General features: G+C 41.9%; 23 protein-coding genes and 1 pseudogene. 11 read left to right on the forward strand and 13 right to left on the reverse strand.

The window, feature by feature from the left end:
• Nucleotides 1–3: 3 nt before the first annotated feature.
• Genes B649_RS05025 through B649_RS05045 form a run of 5 tightly spaced genes read right to left on the reverse strand, consistent with a single transcriptional unit; the run spans nucleotide 4 to nucleotide 4,785 of the window.
• Nucleotides 4–1,251 (reverse strand): serine hydroxymethyltransferase, encoded by a 1,248-nt coding sequence (locus B649_RS05025; RefSeq protein ID WP_015653430.1) that lies wholly within the window; start codon nucleotides 1,249–1,251, stop codon nucleotides 4–6.
• On the reverse strand, nucleotides 1,248–2,765 hold the full coding sequence (gene lysS / locus B649_RS05030; RefSeq protein ID WP_015653431.1) for a lysine--tRNA ligase: 1,518 nt from the start codon (nucleotides 2,763–2,765) through the stop codon (nucleotides 1,248–1,250). The genes B649_RS05025 and lysS overlap by 4 nt, the downstream gene beginning before the upstream one ends.
• A 23-nt stretch (nucleotides 2,766–2,788) precedes the next feature.
• Entirely contained in the window at nucleotides 2,789–3,271 is a 483-nt protein-coding gene (locus tag B649_RS05035) for a Fur family transcriptional regulator (protein WP_015653432.1), read from the reverse strand.
• Nucleotides 3,272–3,274: 3 nt separating this feature from the next.
• Nucleotides 3,275–3,859, reverse strand: a complete 585-nt coding sequence (locus tag B649_RS05040; protein WP_015653433.1) for a CvpA family protein — start codon at nucleotides 3,857–3,859, stop codon at nucleotides 3,275–3,277.
• Nucleotides 3,859–4,785, reverse strand: coding sequence for a GGDEF domain-containing protein (locus B649_RS05045; protein ID WP_015653434.1), 927 nt, complete (start codon nucleotides 4,783–4,785; stop codon nucleotides 3,859–3,861). The genes B649_RS05040 and B649_RS05045 overlap by 1 nt, the downstream gene beginning before the upstream one ends.
• A gap of 211 nt (nucleotides 4,786–4,996) precedes the next feature.
• Here B649_RS05045 and B649_RS05050 point away from each other — a divergent pair, with 211 nt between their 5' ends.
• Nucleotides 4,997–6,343 (forward strand): class II 3-deoxy-7-phosphoheptulonate synthase, encoded by a 1,347-nt coding sequence (locus tag B649_RS05050; protein WP_015653435.1) that lies wholly within the window; start codon nucleotides 4,997–4,999, stop codon nucleotides 6,341–6,343.
• An 86-nt stretch (nucleotides 6,344–6,429) separates the two neighbouring features.
• Here B649_RS05050 and B649_RS05055 read toward each other — a convergent pair whose 3' ends face one another.
• From B649_RS05055 to gatC, 4 genes are all read right to left on the reverse strand, one after another.
• The gene (locus B649_RS05055) at nucleotides 6,430–6,834 is read right to left on the reverse strand and encodes a Fur family transcriptional regulator (protein ID WP_015653436.1); all 405 of its coding nucleotides are present in this window, start codon (nucleotides 6,832–6,834) and stop codon (nucleotides 6,430–6,432) included.
• A 105-nt stretch (nucleotides 6,835–6,939) separates the two neighbouring features.
• A complete protein-coding gene (locus B649_RS05060) occupies nucleotides 6,940–8,010 on the reverse strand; it encodes a type IV pilus twitching motility protein PilT (protein WP_015653437.1) in 1,071 nt (356 codons plus the stop codon).
• Nucleotides 8,007–8,351 (reverse strand): Spx/MgsR family RNA polymerase-binding regulatory protein, encoded by a 345-nt coding sequence (locus B649_RS05065; protein WP_015653438.1) that lies wholly within the window; start codon nucleotides 8,349–8,351, stop codon nucleotides 8,007–8,009. The genes B649_RS05060 and B649_RS05065 overlap by 4 nt, the downstream gene beginning before the upstream one ends.
• 3 nt (nucleotides 8,352–8,354) lie before the next feature.
• Nucleotides 8,355–8,645, reverse strand: a complete 291-nt coding sequence (gatC, locus tag B649_RS05070; RefSeq protein WP_015653439.1) for an Asp-tRNA(Asn)/Glu-tRNA(Gln) amidotransferase subunit GatC — start codon at nucleotides 8,643–8,645, stop codon at nucleotides 8,355–8,357.
• 122 nt (nucleotides 8,646–8,767) lie between these two features.
• On the opposite strand from gatC, the gene B649_RS05075 reads away from it, so the two are divergent.
• The 10 genes from B649_RS05075 (at nucleotide 8,768) to B649_RS05120 (ending at nucleotide 16,715) form a co-directional block, all read left to right on the forward strand.
• Entirely contained in the window at nucleotides 8,768–9,364 is a 597-nt protein-coding gene (locus tag B649_RS05075; RefSeq protein ID WP_015653440.1) for a hypothetical protein, read from the forward strand.
• Nucleotides 9,364–10,362, forward strand: a complete 999-nt coding sequence (locus B649_RS05080; protein WP_015653441.1) for a PQQ-binding-like beta-propeller repeat protein — start codon at nucleotides 9,364–9,366, stop codon at nucleotides 10,360–10,362. The genes B649_RS05075 and B649_RS05080 overlap by 1 nt, the downstream gene beginning before the upstream one ends.
• On the forward strand, nucleotides 10,362–11,183 hold the full coding sequence (locus tag B649_RS05085; protein ID WP_015653442.1) for a tyrosine-type recombinase/integrase: 822 nt from the start codon (nucleotides 10,362–10,364) through the stop codon (nucleotides 11,181–11,183). Before B649_RS05080 ends, B649_RS05085 begins: the two co-directional genes overlap by 1 nt.
• 79 nt (nucleotides 11,184–11,262) lie before the next feature.
• The gene (locus B649_RS05090) at nucleotides 11,263–12,138 is read left to right on the forward strand and encodes an ORF6N domain-containing protein (protein ID WP_015653443.1); all 876 of its coding nucleotides are present in this window, start codon (nucleotides 11,263–11,265) and stop codon (nucleotides 12,136–12,138) included.
• A 75-nt stretch (nucleotides 12,139–12,213) separates the two neighbouring features.
• The gene (locus B649_RS05095; RefSeq protein ID WP_015653444.1) at nucleotides 12,214–12,555 is read left to right on the forward strand and encodes a cupin domain-containing protein; all 342 of its coding nucleotides are present in this window, start codon (nucleotides 12,214–12,216) and stop codon (nucleotides 12,553–12,555) included.
• A gap of 7 nt (nucleotides 12,556–12,562) precedes the next feature.
• On the forward strand, nucleotides 12,563–13,180 hold the full coding sequence (locus tag B649_RS05100; RefSeq protein WP_015653445.1) for a type III pantothenate kinase: 618 nt from the start codon (nucleotides 12,563–12,565) through the stop codon (nucleotides 13,178–13,180).
• On the forward strand, nucleotides 13,174–13,791 hold the full coding sequence (gene hisG / locus B649_RS05105; RefSeq protein ID WP_015653446.1) for an ATP phosphoribosyltransferase: 618 nt from the start codon (nucleotides 13,174–13,176) through the stop codon (nucleotides 13,789–13,791). Before B649_RS05100 ends, hisG begins: the two co-directional genes overlap by 7 nt.
• A 66-nt stretch (nucleotides 13,792–13,857) precedes the next feature.
• A complete protein-coding gene (locus B649_RS12145) occupies nucleotides 13,858–14,373 on the forward strand; it encodes a glycine zipper 2TM domain-containing protein (protein ID WP_015653447.1) in 516 nt (171 codons plus the stop codon).
• Nucleotides 14,374–14,481: 108 nt separating this feature from the next.
• A complete protein-coding gene (gene gap / locus B649_RS05115; protein WP_015653448.1) occupies nucleotides 14,482–15,477 on the forward strand; it encodes a type I glyceraldehyde-3-phosphate dehydrogenase in 996 nt (331 codons plus the stop codon).
• Nucleotides 15,477–16,715 carry a glucose-6-phosphate isomerase gene (locus B649_RS05120; protein ID WP_015653449.1) on the forward strand — a complete coding sequence of 413 codons (1,239 nt, stop codon included), beginning with the start codon at nucleotides 15,477–15,479 and terminating at the stop codon, nucleotides 16,713–16,715. The genes gap and B649_RS05120 overlap by 1 nt, the downstream gene beginning before the upstream one ends.
• A gap of 9 nt (nucleotides 16,716–16,724) precedes the next feature.
• Here the strand turns inward: B649_RS05120 and B649_RS12500 are convergent, their stop codons facing one another.
• The 4 genes and pseudogenes from B649_RS12500 to dbpA all read right to left on the reverse strand — a co-directional run bounded on the left by B649_RS12500 (nucleotide 16,725) and on the right by dbpA (nucleotide 20,035).
• The gene (locus tag B649_RS12500) at nucleotides 16,725–17,069 is read right to left on the reverse strand and encodes a CZB domain-containing protein (protein ID WP_291750966.1); all 345 of its coding nucleotides are present in this window, start codon (nucleotides 17,067–17,069) and stop codon (nucleotides 16,725–16,727) included.
• 96 nt (nucleotides 17,070–17,165) lie between these two features.
• Nucleotides 17,166–17,453 (reverse strand): annotated as a pseudogene (locus B649_RS12505) (methyl-accepting chemotaxis protein); the annotation flags it as partial.
• 697 nt (nucleotides 17,454–18,150) lie between these two features.
• The gene (locus B649_RS05130; RefSeq protein WP_015653451.1) at nucleotides 18,151–18,639 is read right to left on the reverse strand and encodes a PAS domain-containing protein; all 489 of its coding nucleotides are present in this window, start codon (nucleotides 18,637–18,639) and stop codon (nucleotides 18,151–18,153) included.
• Between the two features lie 43 nt (nucleotides 18,640–18,682).
• Complete coding sequence (gene dbpA / locus B649_RS05135; protein WP_015653452.1) at nucleotides 18,683–20,035, reverse strand: ATP-dependent RNA helicase DbpA; 1,353 nt, start codon at nucleotides 20,033–20,035, stop codon at nucleotides 18,683–18,685.
• Between the last annotated feature and the right edge of the window lie 46 nt (nucleotides 20,036–20,081).

The following is a 20,081-nucleotide window of genomic DNA, read 5'->3' on the forward strand; positions in this document are numbered from 1 at the left end:
TTATTAATACGTAGATTGTTGATAGATAACAAAGTTTTTAGCTAATGCTTTCAACTCTTCTTTGATAGCGGCTTGTTTAGCTTCGTTTTCAATATCATCCAAAACATCGGCAATACGGTTGGCGATGAGTTCGAACTCTTTCTCTTTCATACCGCGTGAAGTTAACGCAGGACTTCCGATACGGACCCCTGAAGTCACAAACGGAGAACGTGTTTCACCCGGAACAGTATTTTTATTAACCGTAATTCCGGCTCGTCCAAGGGCTGCATCGGCTTCTTTGCCGCTGAACGGTTTATTCAAGAACGACACCAAGATGAGATGGTTATCGGTTCCGTCACTGACGATATCATAGCCGCGTTTCATTAACACGTCCGCAAGAACGGCAGCATTTACTTTGACCTGTTTGGCGTATATTTTCCATTCAGGAGAGAGATTAAATTTAAATCCAACCGCTTTTGCCGCGATAACGTGAACCAACGGTCCACCTTGAAGAGCAGGGAAGATCGCAGAGTTAATTTTTTTCGCAATTTCCTCGTCGTTCGTCATGATCATACCGCCGCGAGGACCAGCGAGGGTTTTGTGTGTCGTTGTTGTTACAACATCCGCGTAAGGGAATGGGCTTGGATGCTCACCCGCACATACAAGACCGGCAATATGCGCGATATCGGCGAATAAAATTGCTCCAACGGCATCAGCGATTTCACGGAACTTAGCAAAATCGATTTCACGAGCGTAAGCTGAAGCACCGCACACGATGATTTTTGGTTGAACGATTTTAGCGATGTCCATAACACGCTCATAATTGATACGACCGTCAAGCTCTACACCGTAGGAAAAACTGTGGTAGTTTTTACCTGAAAAACTTACTTTTGAACCGTGAGTCAAGTGTCCGCCGTGGCTGAGATCCATACCGAGAAGTTTGTCTCCGGCTTGAAGTAATGCCGCATAGACCGCACCGTTTGCCGATGAACCTGAGTGGGGCTGAACATTGGCAAATTTACAACCGAAGAGTTCACACGCACGATCAATCGCCAGTTGCTCAACACCGTCTGCGTATTCACATCCGCCGTAGTAACGTTTTGCGGGATACCCTTCAGCGTATTTGTTCGTGAATACCGATCCCATCGCTTCCATGACGGCAGGAAGGGTAAAGTTTTCAGATGCGATCATCTCTAAATGATCGGTTTGACGTTCGAGCTCTTGCTCACATAGGGTATAAATTTCGTTATCGAATTCTTTGAGGAAACTCATTCTTCTTCTCCATTGTGGTTTTGGTTGGTTTGGTGTGGTTTCATTGCCGGGAAAAGTAATACATCCCGGATTGAGTGTTGGTTGGTCAGCATCATAACAAGACGATCAATCCCGATCCCTTGTCCTGCAGTAGGAGCCATACCGTAGCTGAGGGCGATCACGAAATCTTCGTCCATCTCATGGGCTTCATCATCCCCTGAGTCTTTAGCGGCCATTTGTCCTTCAAAACGTTCCAACTGATCGACCGGGTCGTTCAGCTCACTGAATGCATTGGCAATCTCACGTCCCGCGATGAACAGCTCGAAACGATCCGTTAGTTCAGGGCGCTCATCATTGCGGCGAGCAAGCGGTGAAATTTCCACCGGATAGTGGGTGATAAAGGTCGGATTGATCAGTTTGGCTTCAACGAACTCATCGAACAGTTCCCCTTGGAGTTGACCAAGATTCATACCCGCATTGGCTTCGAGGTTTTTGGATTTCAAAAATGCCAAAATAGCTTCTTTATCGTTGACAATCTCTTCTGGAACTCCGCCGATGAGAGTGAGACTTTTGACGAGTTCGATTTCACTAAACTGATCAAAATCGACTTCCAAATCGCCATAGGGAAGACGTTTAGGGAGGTCAAGATGATCAAACAGATATTCAAAATACTCTTTGGTAATAACAATCAAATCTTTATAGGTTTTAAATGCCCAATAAAACTCGATGGAAGTGAATTCAGGGTTATGGGTCGCATCCATCCCCTCATTTCGGAAATTACGGTTGATCTCAAATACCGCTTCAAATCCCCCAACGATCAGACGTTTTAGATAAAGCTCTGGTGCAATCCGTAAATAGCGATCAATCCCGAGGGCATTGTGATGGGTAACAAAAGGTTTTGCATTGGCACCGCCTGCGATAGGGTGCATCATCGGTGTTTCGACCTCTAAGAACCCCTTGTCTTCAAAAAATCGGCGAGTTAAACTGATTACTTTAGAGCGGATATGAAACGTTTTACGTACTTCCGAATTCATAATAAGATCAAGATAGCGTTGACGGTATCGCATCTCTTTGTCTTGAATCCCATGAAATTTCTCAGGGAGTGGAGAGATCGCTTTGGTAAGGATGGTAAGTTTATCGGCATGAAGTGAGAGTTCACCTTGCTGTGTTACAAACGGATACCCGCTTACCTCGATGATGTCACCCACTTCGATCAATTTTTTAAAGACATCATTGTAAAAATTTTCAGGCAAATTATCACGGGCAACATAGATTTGGAGCATACCGCTTTCGTCTTCGATTTTGAGAAAGCTTGCTTTCCCCATGAGTCGATAAAGTTTGATCCGTCCTGCTACCGTGTAATGGCGATGTTCATCCCGTTTTTCTTCGATTTGAAACAAATCGGAGTTAACATTGTGAAATTTATCGATGGTTGTATTACGGCATGAATTATTTGCATAAGGATCAATACCGATTGCTCTCAGTGCATCGGCTTTTTCGATTCGTTGTTGTACGTATTGATTTTCAAATACCAATGGGTTTCCTTTCTTAATGTATGTTATTTTTTAGGGTTTGTTTGACAGTTATTGCAAATTCCGTAAATCTGCATTGAGTGCTCTTGCATTACAAAACCCAGTGCTTCGGTAATTTGCTTTTGACGTTGTTCGATCTCTTCATCCACAAATTCGGTAATGGCTCCGCATTTAGTACAAATAACATGGTCATGGTGATCTTTCGCCCCTAACTCATATTTTTTTCCCTGCGCACCGAAAGAGAGGGATGTTACCATATCCGATTCTTCGAGAAGGGATAACGTTCGATAAACGGTAGCAATACCGGTGTTGAGATCAGGATGCTTTTGTTGGATCAGATGGTGAAGACCCTCAGGTGTCAGGTGCTCATCGGAGTTGTAAAGCATCTCTAAAATCACTTCGCGTTGAATGGTGAACTTTAACCCATTGGCTTTTAAGAGCTGTTTGAAATCCGTTAACAGTTTGTTGTATTCAATCGTACGTTCGGTAAAATCAGTATATGGACTCATAAATTATTTCCCCTTTTTAGAATCGGAAGTCGATGGATCTTTTTCAACATCTGAACGATTGTCATCACTTTCGTTATCATCACCCATGAGTGAAGTGACATCTTCGGTTTCGATATGCAAAATAAAATCTCCGGTTGCAAACATCGGCTCATAGAAAAAACTGTCGGCCATTTTTTCTCCAAAATTTTCCCGAATCGCAGTGACGCTAAAAAGAGCATAAACAATGATGGAAAGGATGAAGAAAAACTTGCTGCTTCCGATAACAAAGCCCAAAATACGATCAAGCGGACCCAAACCGCTGAGAGTACTGAGTTTTTTAAATCCTGCTCCTAATGCGACCATTAAGAGCCAAAAGATACCCAACGCAAAAATAAAACCGACTAAATTAACGGCGGTGGCTGTTTCAAAATGAAAGAGCGTATCACTTAAGATTTTTCCGATCAATCCGCCAAGATGAGAAGCGACAAAAACCCCCCCCACTATACCTGCCAAACCGAAAACTTCTTTGGAAAAACCGTTTAAAAGCCCTTTCAGCCCTAAAAGTAAAACGATTGATCCCACCGCAACGTCAAAATAATTCAAATCCATTAAAGCTCCATTTCCAAGCGGTCTTTACCGTTATTTTTCGCCCGATAGAGGGCTTTATCTGAACGATCAATAATCGCATCGATTGAGTCAGCTGTGATCACTTTTGTCAAACCGATACTGAGTGTAACCGGTATTTGTTGATTCTGAAACAGCGGTTTGTTATTGCGACAGAGGCTAAGAAGCCGCTCAGCGACCAGTTTTGCACCTTCCAAATCGGTACGGTTGAGAACAATAATAAATTCTTCTCCTCCAAAGCGGTATACTCGATCACCATCGCGAAGGGCTTTTTTAAAGAGTTTGGCGATAAAAATCAGAACCTTGTCTCCGGCGACATGACCGAAGCGGTCATTGATCTGCTTAAAGTTATCCAAATCAATCATCAAGACAAAAATTTCAAAATCAAGGATTCCTTTTTCAAGGATAACTTTTAGATGTTCTTGAAGTGCATAACGGTTGTAGACTTTTGTGAGGGGATCAAGAGATGTTTTTAGTTCTAATGTTTTTACTTGTTCCAAAAGACCGTGTATAACTTCGTTAGCACGGGATACTTCGTCACTGAGATGATTTTGTATATCGCTGAACTTTTCACTGATTTTTCCGAAATCGATGAGGGTTGACCCCGCCGTTTCATTCAGTAATTCAGCTTGCCTCTCACTAATTTCTTCGATTTTTTCATTGGTGCGCGAATACGATTCGATACTTTTTTGTGCGATCTCTTTGTACTCTTCGCTTGTCGTGTTACGATAGGCTAAAAGATCAAATTCACCCGATGCATAAGCATCCAGAACTTCATGGGTTGCGGTAGCGATGAGTTCGGCAAATTCTGCCGGATCTATCGTTGCTTGCCGGTTGCTAAGTGACTCTAATTGGACAGAGAGCTCTTTGCAAAAATAGATTAGTAAAGGGTTAACTTGGTTGGTATCCACCATATTACCTTGCATTGCATGTATTTTGAGATGTTTGAAAAACTCTTTCCAAATCGTTGAAAAAGGGTGAAATAGAACTCTCTAAATGTAATGCCATTATACTTTTTCAAACATAAATCTAACTTTTGCTTCACCCAATCAGTCCTCTTTTAGGATAAAAGGATAAAATTCGTCCATTAACAATATGGTGCGAGAGCACGCAGGAGATGATATGAGCACATGGAGCCGATCAAGCTGGAGAGAAAAACCGATTAAGCAGCAGCCTACTTATCCCGATCAAGGGATTTTGGAAGAGGTTGAATCAAAGCTTCGTAATTATCCTCCACTTGTTTTTGCGGGCGAAGCACGTACACTCAAGAAAAATTTAGCGGATGTGTGTGATGGGAAAGCGTTTTTGCTCCAAGGGGGAGATTGCGCCGAGAGTTTTTCAGAATTCCATGCCCACAATATTCGTGATACGTTTAAAGTCATGATGCAAATGGCGGTAGTAATGACCTTTGCCGGAGGTGCTCCGGTGGTTAAAGTGGGGCGTTTAGGAGGACAGTTTGCCAAACCTCGCTCTTCGGATACCGAAACGATAGAGGGTATTACTCTTCCGAGTTATCGTGGAGATATTATCAACGGTGTTGATTTCAATGCACAAGCGCGTATTCCTGACCCTCAGCGTATGGTTCAAGCCTATAACCAATCTGCGGCTACTTTGAATCTTCTTCGCGCATTTGCTTCGGGCGGTTTAGCTGATTTGCACCAAGTTCATGCATGGAATTTAGGGTTTGTCGGACAAAATGAGATGACCAAAAAATACGATGAACTTTCCCGTCAAATCGATGATTCACTTCGCTTTATGGCGGCTTGCGGGATCACCTCCGACAACTACCGTACGTTACGTGAAACCGATTTTTATACTTCGCATGAAGCATTGTTACTGAGCTATGAAGAGGCATTTACGCGTCAAGATTCATTGACCGGTGAATGGTACGATGTATCCTCACATATGCTTTGGATCGGCGATCGCACCCGTCAGCTGGACGGAGCACATGTCGAATTTATGCGCGGTATCAATAATCCTATCGGTGTCAAAGCGGGGCCGTCGATGGACCCGGAAGATTTGATCCGATTATGTGATATCCTCAATCCGAACAATGAAGCAGGACGCTTGAATGTCATCGTCCGTATGGGTGCGGATAAAGTAGGCGATGGAATGCCTGCCTTGATCCGTGCGATCGAGAGAGAAGGTAAAAAAGTATTGTGGAGTTGTGACCCGATGCACGGTAATACAATCACAAGCAATGGCTATAAAACTCGTCCGGTCGATTCGATTCTAACTGAGATGAAACAGTTCTTTCAAGTCCATAAAGCTGAGGGGACATACGCAGGCGGTGTGCATTTGGAGATGACGGGGAAAAACGTCACAGAGTGTCTCGGAGGTTCATTTGAAATTACTTCAGAAAATCTCAAAAGCCGTTACCACACCCATTGTGATCCGCGTCTTAATGCAGACCAATCGTTAGAATTGGCTTTCTTGATCGCTGATACGCTCAAAGAAGCGCATCGTTAACCTCACCGTTCGCCCTGAGCTTCGTCGAAGGGTGTTCATGGTTCGACCAGCTCACCACGAACGGATGAGAATACGCTCGTTCTTTTTTACTTCTTCTGACACTCAGGGCACGTTCCCGAAATAACAATCGATACTTCATCTGCTGCATAGTGACTCAAATCCATCGATTTTTGAAGTAAAGAGGCCGGGTCAAAAGGTATGTCTTTTAATTCACCGCAGCATTTGCACATGACATGCGCATGAGCTTCTTTCTCAATTTCATATTTGGTTTTTTGCCCCGGAATTTTTACTTCACGAATCAGGCTGACATCCATCATCGTATGGACATTTTTATACAGAGTTGCTAATGATATTGAGGCAAATTTTTTGCGAATCGCTTGATACAGATCATCTATACTGATATGCCCTGAATGGTGCATAAGTTCAATAATTGCCATCCGTTGCGGTGTAGCTTTGAGCTGATGATGTTTGAGTAAATGTTCATGTTTCATAATTCATGATTATAAACGATTATAGGTTCGATGTTCCATAAAAAAGAGGAGAAGAGCAGAGTGTTGAAATAAACTTTAAGAATTCCCCTCCATTGAGGGGAAATTTTAGAGGGATTCGATGACTCTCAGTAACTCATCGGGCTTATTGGAGTATTGCAACGCGATCTCTTTAGTGATCAGCTTTTTACGCAAAAATTCGACAATCTCTTGTGTTTGTGTTGTCATGCTTGTACCGGTTTGGTTGAGCTGCATTTGTGAATAGAGTTGATGTACTTTGTCCTCACGAATAAGATTCGAAATTGCAGGGTTGGTAATCATCAGTTCTTGCGCCGCAATACGACCGCCTCCGATTTTTGGGAGAAGCGCTTGAGAGATAACGGCGATCAATGAGGTTGAGAGCTGTGCTCGAACCTGCGGCTGCTCGTCTCCGCTGAAAACGTCGATAATACGGTTGATGGTTTGAGGTGCGGAGTTGGTATGGAGTGTTCCAAAAACCAGGTGACCGGTTTCTGCTGCGGTTAGTGCGGCAGTGATTGTCTCTTTATCCCGCATCTCCCCGATCAGGATAACGTCAGGGTCTTCACGAAGGGCATATTTGAGTGCGGCCGAGAAGCTTTTGGTATCGGTACCGATATTACGGTGAGAGAACAGCGATTTTTTATTGGTATGGACAAACTCAACGGGATCTTCAACGGTAATAATATGACGGGCTTCATTGAGATTGATCTCATTGAGCATTGCCGCCAATGTGGTTGATTTACCGCTTCCGGTTGGTCCCGTTACGAGGATAAGCCCTTTTTCCCGTTTAATAAGCTCTTTAAATATTTTTTTTGCGTTCAAATCATCGAGTGAGGGGATAGTAACAGGGATAATACGAAAGGCGCATGCGATATCATCCATCGTTTTGTAGTAGTTGGCACGAAAGCGGCCGACATCAGGGATAACGATTGAAAAGTCAAGCTCATTAGCCTCTTCAAACGCTTTTTTTTGCTTTTCTGTGAGGAGGGAATAGCCCATCTCTTCAATATCACGGCCATCTAAAACGGGTAGATTAAGGGCAACGAGCCGCCCATCGATACGAATTTGGGGTTCAGAACGGCTAACGAGGTGAAGATCTGATGCTTTATACGCAACGACACTCTTGAGGAGTTTATAAATATCCAATGCTGCATTCATGAGAGTAATATTCCTTCGTATTGAGATGGATCAAAGCCGACGATGAGTTTATCTTTAAATTCAATAACCGGACGTTTTATGAGGAGATTGTGGTTGCTCATCCACTCTATTTTTCCGTTGTCATCCAAATTATACTCTTTTAGACCCAAGGTTCGATAGGTGGTCCCTTTGGTATTTAAAAGGGTAGAAATCGGAGCTTGAGCAGACCATGACTCAATTTTTTCATGAGAAACGGGAGTAGTTTTAAAATCGTGAAAGGTATAAGCGATGGCGTGAGTATCCAAAAACTTAAGCGCTTTTTGGACACTTCCGCAACTTTTAATTCCGTAGATATGTGTCATGTTCTACTCAATGATTTTCGGAACGATAAAAAAGTGATCTTGAGAATGAGGTGCATGGGCCAAAATATCATCATTGATCGCTCCATTTACATTGCCGATGTCTTCACGAAGCAGGGTTGAATTTTCTGACATCGCAAATGTCGCTTCTACTCCATCGGTAGGAAGCTCAGAGAGGTTATCGACAAAAGAGACGATTTCACTGAGTTGCGCTATCATCTCCTCACGATGTTCTTGCGGGATTTGTAAGTAAGAGAGTTTTTCTAAACGTTGTAAGAGTTTTTCATCAATTTGCATGGTTAACCTAAGTCGTGATAAATTTATAGAAATAATTGTACCCTAAAAAAAGGTTTACTAAACTTTAACGTAGGGTGAGATATTATTACCCCAATTAATGAGCAGTAATAACAGGAGCCGTTTTGAGTCTAAAAGAGAATATGGATGCCCTCAAAGAGGAGCTGAGTTCTGAAGAGAAGTTTTTTGAAAGCGCTGTACGAACGGAACGTTTTGTTAAACGATACCAAAAGCCTTTAATAGCGGCAGTAGCTGCGTCATTACTGGCTGTGAGCGGTGCTATTGGATATCAAGCGTATAGTAACGCAAAAATTGAAAGTTCAAATGCGGCATTTAACGTTTTACTGACCAACCCGAGTGATGCAACAGCAGAACAAACGCTTAAAAATGACAATCCTGCATTGTACGATGTGTGGAAACTTTCCCGTGGAATTGCCCAAAACGATGTAACGATTCTTGAAGGGCTTAAAAACTCCCAAGCTTTCGGCGTTGCCGATATCGCATTGTATGAAGCTGCTGCTATTAAAAACGATACTGCGTCGCTTGAGCAATATACGAAAAAACAAGGGGCCCTGTATAAAGATCTTGCATTACTGGAAGTTGCTGTTGCATCCATTGAGAAAGGCGACATTGCAGCGGCTCATCAAAAAATTGCGCAGATCAGTGAAGAATCACCTATGTATCAAGTTGCCAGTGCACTATCGCATTATGGAGTAAAATAATGAAATTAACGACATTGATACTATCTTTGGGTGCGCTTGTTTTATTTAGCGGATGTTCACACAAAGAGGTCTATAAGCCTGAAAACGTGAAGGGTGAATGGCGGAATGCCGGACATTTAAGTGCTTCTATTGCTCAATCAACACAATCAGCTGCCTTGTTGGATAACGGCCGTTTGTTGACCAAAGAGGGGGAGAAAAATATTAAAATCCCTGAAAATTACCGTTTAATCAATGCAAATGGCGCATGGGTAATCACCGAAAGTCCTGAGGGGAATCTCGTCCTTTTTCCGGAAGACGGAACCGATGCCAAGGTAACTTTTGAACTCAAACGCGGTGTTGCTGCAGCGAGTATTCAAGACGATAGCGTTGCTATATTGTTCACCAATAATGAAATGGCAATTTATTCGCTTGAGAGTAAAAAACTCCTTTTTAAAGAGTCTTCCAATGCTCCTATCGCTGTTGATGCCCGTGTAGCAAACCCCCATTTCCTGAAAGAATTGGTACTCTTTTTAACCCTTGATGGAAAAATCGTCATTGTTAACTCGGAGACAAAAAAGGTTCTCCGTTCGGTTGTTGTCAGTTCGGATGAATTTTTTAACAATATCACCTACATGAATGTTGTTGATAATAATCTGGTGGCATCGACCGGCACGGCGGTATTGGCGCTTTCGCAAAAAGAGGCGCGTGAAAAATATGAAATCCGAAATATCGCTTATACCGCTGATGGTATTTGGTTAACGACAAAACAGGGTGAAATCATTGCTCTTAGTCCGACATTGCAATTTAAAGCGAAAAAGAAATTTCCGTTTGCTCACTTTGTAGGGATCAGTGTCCAAAATGATCGTGTTTACGCGTTGGAGCAAGAGGGGTATATGATTGCCCTGACCAAGAACCTTTTGGCGTATGATGTTTATGATATCGACATGGACAGCGATAACAAAATTTTCCTTGGAGACGGACGTTTTTATTTTGACGACCGCTATATCAATATCAAATAATGTCGAAAGAGCTTGAAGCTTTTATCGAATATATTACGGTTATCAAAGCGCTGAGTCCTCGAACGATCTCAGCCTATAGCCATGATTTAAATGAAATCGAGCATACTTCAGAGAAATGTCTCACTGAGCTTGATTCCAACACGGTTTTCCGTGTTCTTGGAACGATTGCGAATAAACGAACGCTTAACCGTAAACTCTCTGCCTTTAACTCTTTTCTCGATTTTTGTCACCGTAACCGCTTTAATTCTGTATCTTCCAAATTTCCCCTCTCCAAAGTTCCGAAAAATCTCCCTAAATACCTTAGTTTTGAAACCATCCAATCCGGCCTAAGATTAGTTGATCGGAGCGAATGGATTGGGTTGCGGGATTATGCACTTCTCCTATTTTTATACGCGACGGGAGTTCGTGTCAGTGAATGTTTGATGGTGGAAGAGGGGGATATCGAAGGGGAATGGCTTCGTATTCGTCACGGTAAAGGGGAGAAAGAGCGTTATGTCCCCATAGCCCCAGAGGCATTAAAGGCACTTCGTGTGTATCAAGAATCGTGCCCCTATCGGCGTTCACACCTTTGGCTGAACTACAGAGGAGAGTCTCTCAGTCGAATTTCTGCGTTTAAAATCACCCAAAAATATCTGGGTGTCTCTCCCCATGCATTGCGTCATTCATATGCAACGGCATTGATACTCGGCGGGGCTGATTTACGCGTTGTCCAAGAGTTACTGGGACACGCATCACTGTTGACGACACAGATATACACCCATGTACAAAAACAGAATCTTCAAGAGACGGTATTGAAACATCATCCGATGGCACATTGTTAAATGGTAAATTTCATTTTGTCATATTTTTCCCTATTTTTGAGCGACGGGGTAGAATAAAGCAAAATTTTAGGAATTACCGATGAACGAAGTCACAGCCTCTATCGATGACAGCATCAAAAATAAAATCTACAGCATTCGCGGAATGCAGGTGATGTTGGATAGAGATTTGGCGGAGCTTTATGATGTTAAGCCTATAAGATTAAGAGAACAAGTAAAAAGAAATAGAGCTAGATTCCCTGATGATTTTATGTTTCAACTAAATGATAATGAAGTTGAGATTATGGTATCGCAAAATGCGATACCTTCAAAACAACATCTTGGCGGTAGTTTGCCTTATGTATTTACTGAGCAAGGGGTAGCAAGCATATCGGGTGTATTAACAAACAAAATTGCTATTGAAATAAATATAAAAATCATGAGAGCTTTTGTAGAGATGCGAAGATTTATCTCAAATAATGCTTTGATTTTTCAAAGACTCGATTCATTGGAGCAAAAACAGTTCAAAACCGATGATAAAGTAGAAGCGATACTGAATGCCATCGAAGATAAATCCATCAAACCAAAACAGGGCATCTTTTACGATGGGCAAGTTTATGATGCGTATATCTTTGTATCGGATTTAATTAAAAGTGCCGATGAAAGTATTGTGTTGATTGATAATTATGTCGATGATACAGTTCTGACGTTGCTTTCTAAACGAGAGGCAAAAGTTAAAACCACTATTTACACCAAAAATATCACTAAACAGCTAGAACTTGATCTCAAAAAACATAATGCACAATATCCAAATATAGAGCTAAAAAAGTTCGATTCATCCCACGATCGGTTTTTGATAATTGATGCTAAAGAAGTTTATCATATCGGTGCAAGTCTCAAAGATTTGGGCAAAAAGTGGTTTGCATTTTCAAAATTTGATGTGGGTGCGTTTAATATATTAGAAAAGTTAAAAAATTGAAATCTTATTCTTGATCTTCGTCAAGAAACTATTTTCTTGTTAAAGTTATCATCCATTTCAAAAAAGGATATAGTTATGACCTATGCTTCATTTACGGCAGATGTGATCTTCGGCGATACACAGCCTGTTATTACTCCGCTCATCACGAATGAATTTACGAAAGAGATCCGAATCGTTTTCCGAGCAGGGCAATCGATGAAAGCGCATAAAACATCATTTCCGATCACGGTGATGATTGTTTCGGGAGAGATCGATTTTGGAATAGGAGAAGAGAGAATGATTTTCGGCGCAGGGGATGTCATTGCATTGAAACCAAATGTTATACACGACCTTAATGCCATTGAAGATTCGATTGTTCGTCTAAGTCTGCATAAAGGAGACAGTGTCGCACGTGTGAGCGGGGTACTTAAGCTATAATATCAGCATGATATTATGTGACATCGGCAATACCTCGGTTGATTTGTTCATGGATGGTAAACGTACCAAGCTTAGTGTAGCTGATTTTAATCCCGTGACACTTCACGACGATGTCTATTATGTCAGTGTTAATGCTTCTTTGAATGAACGTATTTGTGACCTCATGAATTGGCATGATCTGCGAGCATTTATCGACTGGGATAAATACTATTCCACAATGGGAATTGATCGGATCATGGTGTGTGAAGCGGTTAATGAGGGGGTTGTCGTCGATGCGGGGAGTGCCATAACGGTTGATTTGATGCGAGATGGTCTCTATCAGGGTGGATTTATTGCGTTAGGGCTTCGTGCAGCTCAGGAAGCGTATTCAAGACTCTCTCCTGCATTAAACGTGTCATTTAACTTTGAGGTTGATTTGACTATAATGGCGAAAAATACTCCTGATGCACTCACGGTCGGTTTTTTGGCTCCTTTGATTGAAAAGATTGAGCGTCTTGGAAAACCCATTTTCTTGACCGGAGGGGATGCACATCTGTTGTCTCGTTTTTTACCCGAGGCAGTTGTGAGGGAAGATTTGATCTTCCAGGGGATGAATAAGTTGATAGAAAAAGGTGTTAAATGCTAAGTGTCGCACTCCCAAAAGGGCGAATTGCCGAAGATACGTTGGAAATATTTGAAACGATTTTCGGAAGCAGTTTTAAATTTGATGATCGCAAATTGATCCTTCAGACCGAAAATTTTAAATTTTTGTTGGTACGTAATCAGGATGTTGCAACCTATGTCTATCACCAAGCGGCCGATATCGGTGTCGTAGGTCTCGATACTCTTGAAGAGCAGGGGTTGGATGTGATCCGCCTTTTGGACCTGCAAAAAGGGAAATGCCGTGTTGCGATCGGGATGCGTGCGGGGGAAAAACCGGACTTTACCAAAAGCGAAATAAAAGTCGCGACCAAAATGGTGAACATTACCAAGCGCTATTTTGCCGAACGTGCGGTAGCCGCCGATATTATCAAACTCTACGGTTCCATTGAACTTGCTCCCCTCGTCGGGCTTGCCGATATGATTGTCGATGTCGTCGAAACGGGCAGTACGATGAAACAAAATGGATTGGAAGTGGTTGAAACAATTATGGAATCAACCACCCATCTGATCGCCAATAAAAACAGTTTTTTCGAGAAAAAAAGTGAGATATTAGATATTTACGAAAAAATAAACGCTCTTTTGTACGGAAAATAATTAAGCAATTCACAATTGATTAACAAATACTATTTACAATACTGAAAATTAACAAAGGATATTAAAATGTCAAAGATTATTTTACCTGTTGCTTTATCGGTGCTTTTTTCTACGTCAGCGGTAATGGCGGAGAATTTTTCGACGGTTGAATACGTTAACGTGATACGATCAACGCCTAACTACTCAACGATTCAAGAAGAGGTTCCTAGCCAAAAGTGCTACGACGTACAAGAGCAAGTCAGTTCGGGCGGAACGAACAATGATGTTATCGGTGCTGTTGTCGGAGGTGCTTTAGGCGGTGTTCTAGGACATCAAGTCGGCGGCGGAAAAGGTAAAACGGCGGCAACTGTCGGTGGAGCGGTGCTCGGAACGCTAGCCGGTCAAAACGTAGGGAGCAAGTACAATACCCCTTCTTCAACAACGTATCAAACCGTTCGCAAATGTGAGAATATTACAACTGTAAAAACCCGTCAAGTAGTGGATGGCTATATCAATTACGCCAAATTTAAGGGAAGAGAAATCAGTGTCGAGAGCAATAGCGCATTGAAACAGATTCCTGTTACCGTCACCTACAGCTATTAATTTTCTCTAAGCCTCCTAAAAAGGGCTTAGATTTCCTCTTTATAACCATCTTTTTAAAGTTTTTTCGTTAAAATCAATCATATTATTTTATTATTTTCAGGAGTCTATATGGCACTCAAAGTGGCAATCAACGGCACAGGAAGAATTGGAATTATCGTCGCTAAGATTATTGCTGAACGCAGTGACATTGAATTAGTAGCATTGAATACGACGGCAAAGCCTGAAATGCTTGAATATCTTTTGAAATTTGACAGTGTACATCGCGGTATCGATGCAAAAGTAATCGATGAAAACACCATAGCAATCGCAGGTAAAAACGTTCGTATGTTCCGTGAACGCGATATCGACAAAGTTGATTTCGGCAGTACGGGAGCTGAAGTGGTTATTGAGTGTACGGGTGTCTTTTTGGATCAGGAGAGCTGTCAAAAACACTTGAAAAACGGGATCAAAAAAGTCATTATGTCAGCACCTGCGAAAGACGATTCTCCGACATACGTTTACGGAGTTAACTCAGATGCGTACAAAGGAGAAGCGATTATCTCTAATGCCAGCTGTACGACCAACTGTTTAGGGCCGATTTGTAAAGTTTTGGATGATGCATTCGGTATCGAAAATGGGCTTATGACAACAATTCATTCTTATACAAACGATCAAAATATTTTGGATGTTAAACACTCTAAAGATCCCCGCCGTGCACGTGCTGCGGCGCTCAATATGATTCCTACCTCAACCGGTGCGGCAAAAGCGATCGGCAAAGTTATGCCTCAATTGCTCGGCAAACTCAACGGTTATGCGATGCGAGTACCGACACCGGATGTATCGGTTGTCGATTTGACTGTCAACCTCAAAAAAGAGGTGACTAAAGAGGATATTCATGCAGCATTTACTACGGCAGCAGAAGGTGCTTTTAACGGTCTGATTGAAGTGGATAATGATAAGCGTGTATCCTGTGATTTTGTTGGTTCAACCTACAGTTCCACTTATGTACCGGATATGACCAGTGTTGTGGATGGACATACCGTGAAAGTATTGGCTTGGTATGATAATGAGTGGGGATACAGTAGTCGTCTTGTTGACATGACCGTTCTTATCGGTACACATTAATGCTTAAGTACTCAAACTATTTCGAATGCAGCGGGCTTGACCCTCAAACTCTTGAAAAAGGGTTTGAAGCGGTTCGTCACGAAGCAGATTCCGGAGAGATTGGGTACTATCATCTTCCTCGTTCTTCGCAATTGATTGTTGAAGAGCTAAAAACGATCTATCATGATACCGATCGTCGCTTTAATACGATTGCCATAATTGGGATCGGGGGATCATCTTTGGGGATAAAAGCGATTGAACGACTTTTGCGTCCCAGTACTCCGAATGCTAAGAAATTGATTTATCTTGAAAATTCTGATCCTATCAGTATTATGCAGGAGATGAAGCAAATTGATAAGTTCCGCACTCTTTTTATTGTCATTTCAAAATCGGGCGGAACGGTCGAAACCCTCTCTATCTTCAAGCGGCTCATAGTGAGTTTTGAATTGCCTTTGGAAAACTCTGATCAGATTTACATTGTCAGTGATGGGGACTCTATTCTTTCACATTTTGCGGATGAAAATAAACTTCGACGTTTTGTGATTCCCGCAAACGTCGGTGGACGGTTTTCGGTTCTCAGTGCTGTCGGGATGGTTCCTCTCACCTTGGCCGGTTTTGATACGGGAGCTATACTCAAAGGAGCAGAAAGTTTTTTAGAGCAGTTCTGGAATCGTGAAGAAGATCATATGCTCCAAAAAGCGGCTTTCTATGTGACCCACAGCGATCAATACCCCATGAATGTATTATTTGCCTATTCCGATACGTTTGAAGAGTTTGGTAAATGGGTGGTTCAACTTTGGGGTGAATCATTGGGTAAGCGTAATACGAGAGGTGAGCGGGTAGGATTAACGCCTATCTCTTTGATCGGATCAGTCGATCAGCACTCCTTTTTGCAGTTGATTATTGAAGGACCTTTGAATAAAACGGTCACCTTCATGCATATTGAACATTCGGAAGATCATTTGATGATTCCTGAACTCTCTCTCAAGCATTTGGAAAAAAGTGATTTTGTAAACGGTAAAAGTTTTAATGAACTCATTAATGCTCAATGTCAAGCAACGATGCAAAGTGTTTTACAAAGCGGTGTCAGTGTGGATGAGATTGCATGGAAACAAATCGATGAAGGTTCTGTGGGAGAGTTGATTCTCTATTATGAGTTACTCACCTCACTTAGCGGAGCACTTTTGGAAATTCGTACGTATGATCAACCGGGTGTCGAAATTGGAAAGCAGATATTGGCTGGATATTTTCACTCGTAAAACGTTCAATTAAGAACGTTTTAGGCAAATTTCTTCTTCAGATTCTTGGATTAAATTATCCATCAAACCAAAGAGTAAAAGGCTGGCACTCTCCATAGCTTTGAAATTTTCAATAATGCTGTCTTGATGATAGATAGTTTGATCTTCTTTTTCGACGTATACTAAATTACTATGTACCATATTATGAACTATGGCATGCGGTGCTTCGATTCCTTTGAAGCTCGCCAGATGTGAAAATCTCTCTTTTCCGGAACCGGTTTCATACCATTTGCCTAGACGACAGCTGTGATGATCGCTGAACGACTGTTCTATTTGGCCGTGAACAATAGTTTTATACGCGTTGGACTTAAACATAATATGATCGATTTTAGCCAATGTGACAAAGGTTGTGTTTTCAATAACGGTTGCTTGTCGGGCTGTGGTTTGAGCATCTTTGTTAAAGGTATTAAGGGTAAAGCGGAACGATTCGATGGCACTACTGGACTCACTGGCGATGTCATTCATGTCTTCAGCATTACTATGTATTTCAGTCGTCTCTTGTTGAAGCGTTTGAACCGCAATGGCGATTTCTCCGGTTGCTTTTTGGGTACGCTCAGCCAGTTTGCGAACTTCATCGGCAACGACGGCAAATCCTCGACCATGTTCACCGGCTCGTGCTGCTTCGATCGCAGCGTTAAGGGCTAGCAGATTCGTTTGATCGGCGATATCTTTAATCAAATTGACAACGGAGGTAATTTCAGAGGTTTTTTCATTGAGTGAATTGATTGCATCTGCAGAGATTTGTACCAACTCGATGAGACGGCTCAGTTTCATAATAATTTCTTCGAGTTCCTCAACTGTTTCAGAAGAGTTTTTCGAGGTGGCTTGACTGATTTTGGTGATGTTTCCAAGTCGTATAATGGTATTTTGAAGATCTTTTTGGATGACTTCTAAGCCTCCGCCGACACCTGAACCAATTTGTCCGATAGTACTGTTAAGTACCGATTTTTGGATATGTAAATAGGTGGAGTGCATGGAAGAAATTGCCTTATTGACAAATGCACTGGCCTCTTTAAATTCTCCTTGCAGTCCCTGAAGATTAATATGACGGTAAAATTCATCACGGCTTGATGCTTCCACGCTGGCTCTGATTTCACGTATAAATACTTCGGTCTGATCCAACATATTATTGGTATTCCAGCATAGATCATTGAGCTCACCGTAATCTTTAATGTGAGAAATACGGTTTTCTAGATTTCCTTTTTCTGCCCCTTTGATGACGGTTGCGACTTCACTGATAGTCTCTTGGGTTTTTCGTATATTGATAAAAACGAACCAAGCCAACGCAAAGTTCGCAATATTGATCAGACGTATCCAACTCCAGCCATATAAAAATATTTCGATAATTAACGCAACGACAAATAAAATGATTGACGCAATATTGGCGTATTGAACTTTAGAGAGAGAGGATAAATTCGTCATAGCTGATACCTTTGTCTTTTAATAATTCATTGAGTGCTGCTTCAGATGCATTTACTCCACCATTTCGTTCTTTTTGCAGAAGCATAGAATAAAGTGGCTTGATCACATTTAATGCTTTCTGAGAGGGCTTGCGCCGCACGGAGTGATAGTTGCTGATGGATCGATTCGAATCAAAAGAGGGGGTCACATGGGCAAATACCCAATAATAATCTCCATTTTTTGTCTTATTTTTGACATAGGCGAAAATTTCTTGACCTGCTTTGATACGGTTCCAAAGTAATTTGAAAATTACAGCGGGCATATCTTCATGACGCAATATGTTATGGGGCTTATCAATGAGCTCAAGTTCCGAATATTCCGACATCTTAATAAAGAGTGAATTTCCATAGGTGATTTTACCGCTTAGATCGGTTTTGGAAACGATAAATTCTTCGTCTCCAAATGTTAATTCCTGATTTGCCATTACAATCCTCGTACGTATAATAAAATAATATAAACAGTTTATGTTAGTCTAACAGCCATTTCCTGAATGTTTTCCCTTTTATGGGACGATTTACAAATTTTTGATAAATATTTTCTGCTTTGTTACGAGGAATTGCTACATAGCTGAGATGATCGAGTTGATCAATTTTCCCAATCTCTTCTTGCGTTAATCCACATTCATTGATAAGTGCACCGACAATATCACCTGCGCGTAGTTTCTCTTTTTTTCCTGCATCGATACAAATAGTGCGCATCAACGTCTCAATGGAAAACCTTTCTCGAATATCAGGAAGCTCTATTGGAGTGATAGGGCGTTTTAAATCCAAGAAACGCTCATACTGGTGGTGGTTAACAAGTGTGATGGCAATACCGTTTTTCCCGGCACGTCCGGTTCTTCCGATACGATGGGTATAGCGTTCGTTTTGGATAGGAACTTCGTAGTTGATGATGGCATCAAGACCTTCAATGTCGATTCCTCGTCCCGCGACATCAGTGGCGACGAGAATAGGGGCACTTAAGTTACGAAATTGGATGATCGCTTCATTACGGTCAAACTGTTCCATATCACCGTGCAGTGTTAGAACATGTATTCCTATACGGTTAAGATCCTCACACAAAGCATTTGCATCCACTTTGGTATTACAGAAAATGATCGTATTGGTAATTCCGTGAAGATGGAGTACTTTTGCGATTGCGGGGAGTTTGTCGTTACACAGATAGGCTATTTCTTCGATTTTCGGTTTACTGATCGTATGTGCAGTTTGAAGCATAACCGGAGCTTTCATAAACTCCGATGTGATCGTTTGAATCGAATCGGGAAACGTAGCTGAAAAAAGGAGAGTTTGGCGTGATGGGGGAGTAAAACCCAAGATCGAGGTAATATCTTCGATAAATCCCATATCGATCATTTGATCGGCTTCATCCAAAACTACGGTTTGTATTTGTGCCGTATCAAAGGCATCCATTTGAAGAAGTTTTAAAACACGCCCCGGAGTACCGACGATAATATGGGCTCCGTGTTTGAGTGAATGGAGCTGTCCACGCATTGGGACACCGCCGCAGAGGGTGAGAATCTTGATATTGCCAATTTCAGAAGCGAGTGAACGGAGTACTTTTGCCACTTGTTCGGCAAGTTCGCGGGTAGGGCAGAGGATAAGGGATTGGATACCGAATGATTTTGGGTTAATCGGGTTCAAAACTCCCAAACCAAAAGCCAAAGTTTTTCCGCTTCCGGTTGCTGCTTGAGCAATACAATCTTTTTTGTCTAAAATGACAGGAAGAGAAGTGGACTGAATCGGGGTCATTGTGGTGAATTCAAGGCGTTTTAATGCCTCTTTCAGAGGTGCGCGTAACGCTAAGGGGTCGAATGAGGACATTGTGTCGCTTTGTATTATAGATAGGAAATTATAGCGTAGTATTGAG

The sequence above is a fragment of the Candidatus Sulfuricurvum sp. RIFRC-1 genome, assembly GCF_000310245.1.
In the GTDB taxonomy this organism is placed as follows: Bacteria; Campylobacterota; Campylobacteria; order Campylobacterales; family Sulfurimonadaceae; genus Sulfuricurvum.

Coding starts and splice junctions, on each gene's coding strand:
- B649_RS12145 (WP_015653447.1), top strand. CDS start 13,858: ATGTCAAAGATTATTTTACCTGTTGCTTTATCGGTGCTTTTTTCTACG.
- B649_RS12500 (WP_291750966.1), bottom strand. CDS start 17,069: ATGTTTAAGTCCAACGCGTATAAAACTATTGTTCACGGCCAAATAGAA.
- B649_RS05025 (WP_015653430.1), bottom strand. CDS start 1,251: ATGAGTTTCCTCAAAGAATTCGATAACGAAATTTATACCCTATGTGAG.
- B649_RS05055 (WP_015653436.1), bottom strand. CDS start 6,834: ATGAAACATGAACATTTACTCAAACATCATCAGCTCAAAGCTACACCG.
- B649_RS05060 (WP_015653437.1), bottom strand. CDS start 8,010: ATGAATGCAGCATTGGATATTTATAAACTCCTCAAGAGTGTCGTTGCG.
- B649_RS05050 (WP_015653435.1), top strand. CDS start 4,997: ATGAGCACATGGAGCCGATCAAGCTGGAGAGAAAAACCGATTAAGCAG.
- B649_RS05080 (WP_015653441.1), top strand. CDS start 9,364: ATGAAATTAACGACATTGATACTATCTTTGGGTGCGCTTGTTTTATTT.
- B649_RS05040 (WP_015653433.1), bottom strand. CDS start 3,859: ATGGATTTGAATTATTTTGACGTTGCGGTGGGATCAATCGTTTTACTT.
- B649_RS05090 (WP_015653443.1), top strand. CDS start 11,263: ATGAACGAAGTCACAGCCTCTATCGATGACAGCATCAAAAATAAAATC.
- gap (WP_015653448.1), top strand. CDS start 14,482: ATGGCACTCAAAGTGGCAATCAACGGCACAGGAAGAATTGGAATTATC.
- dbpA (WP_015653452.1), bottom strand. CDS start 20,035: ATGTCCTCATTCGACCCCTTAGCGTTACGCGCACCTCTGAAAGAGGCA.
- B649_RS05085 (WP_015653442.1), top strand. CDS start 10,362: ATGTCGAAAGAGCTTGAAGCTTTTATCGAATATATTACGGTTATCAAA.
- hisG (WP_015653446.1), top strand. CDS start 13,174: ATGCTAAGTGTCGCACTCCCAAAAGGGCGAATTGCCGAAGATACGTTG.
- B649_RS05065 (WP_015653438.1), bottom strand. CDS start 8,351: ATGACACATATCTACGGAATTAAAAGTTGCGGAAGTGTCCAAAAAGCG.
- B649_RS05130 (WP_015653451.1), bottom strand. CDS start 18,639: ATGGCAAATCAGGAATTAACATTTGGAGACGAAGAATTTATCGTTTCC.
- B649_RS05035 (WP_015653432.1), bottom strand. CDS start 3,271: ATGAGTCCATATACTGATTTTACCGAACGTACGATTGAATACAACAAA.
- B649_RS05120 (WP_015653449.1), top strand. CDS start 15,477: ATGCTTAAGTACTCAAACTATTTCGAATGCAGCGGGCTTGACCCTCAA.
- B649_RS05100 (WP_015653445.1), top strand. CDS start 12,563: ATGATATTATGTGACATCGGCAATACCTCGGTTGATTTGTTCATGGAT.
- B649_RS05095 (WP_015653444.1), top strand. CDS start 12,214: ATGACCTATGCTTCATTTACGGCAGATGTGATCTTCGGCGATACACAG.
- gatC (WP_015653439.1), bottom strand. CDS start 8,645: ATGCAAATTGATGAAAAACTCTTACAACGTTTAGAAAAACTCTCTTAC.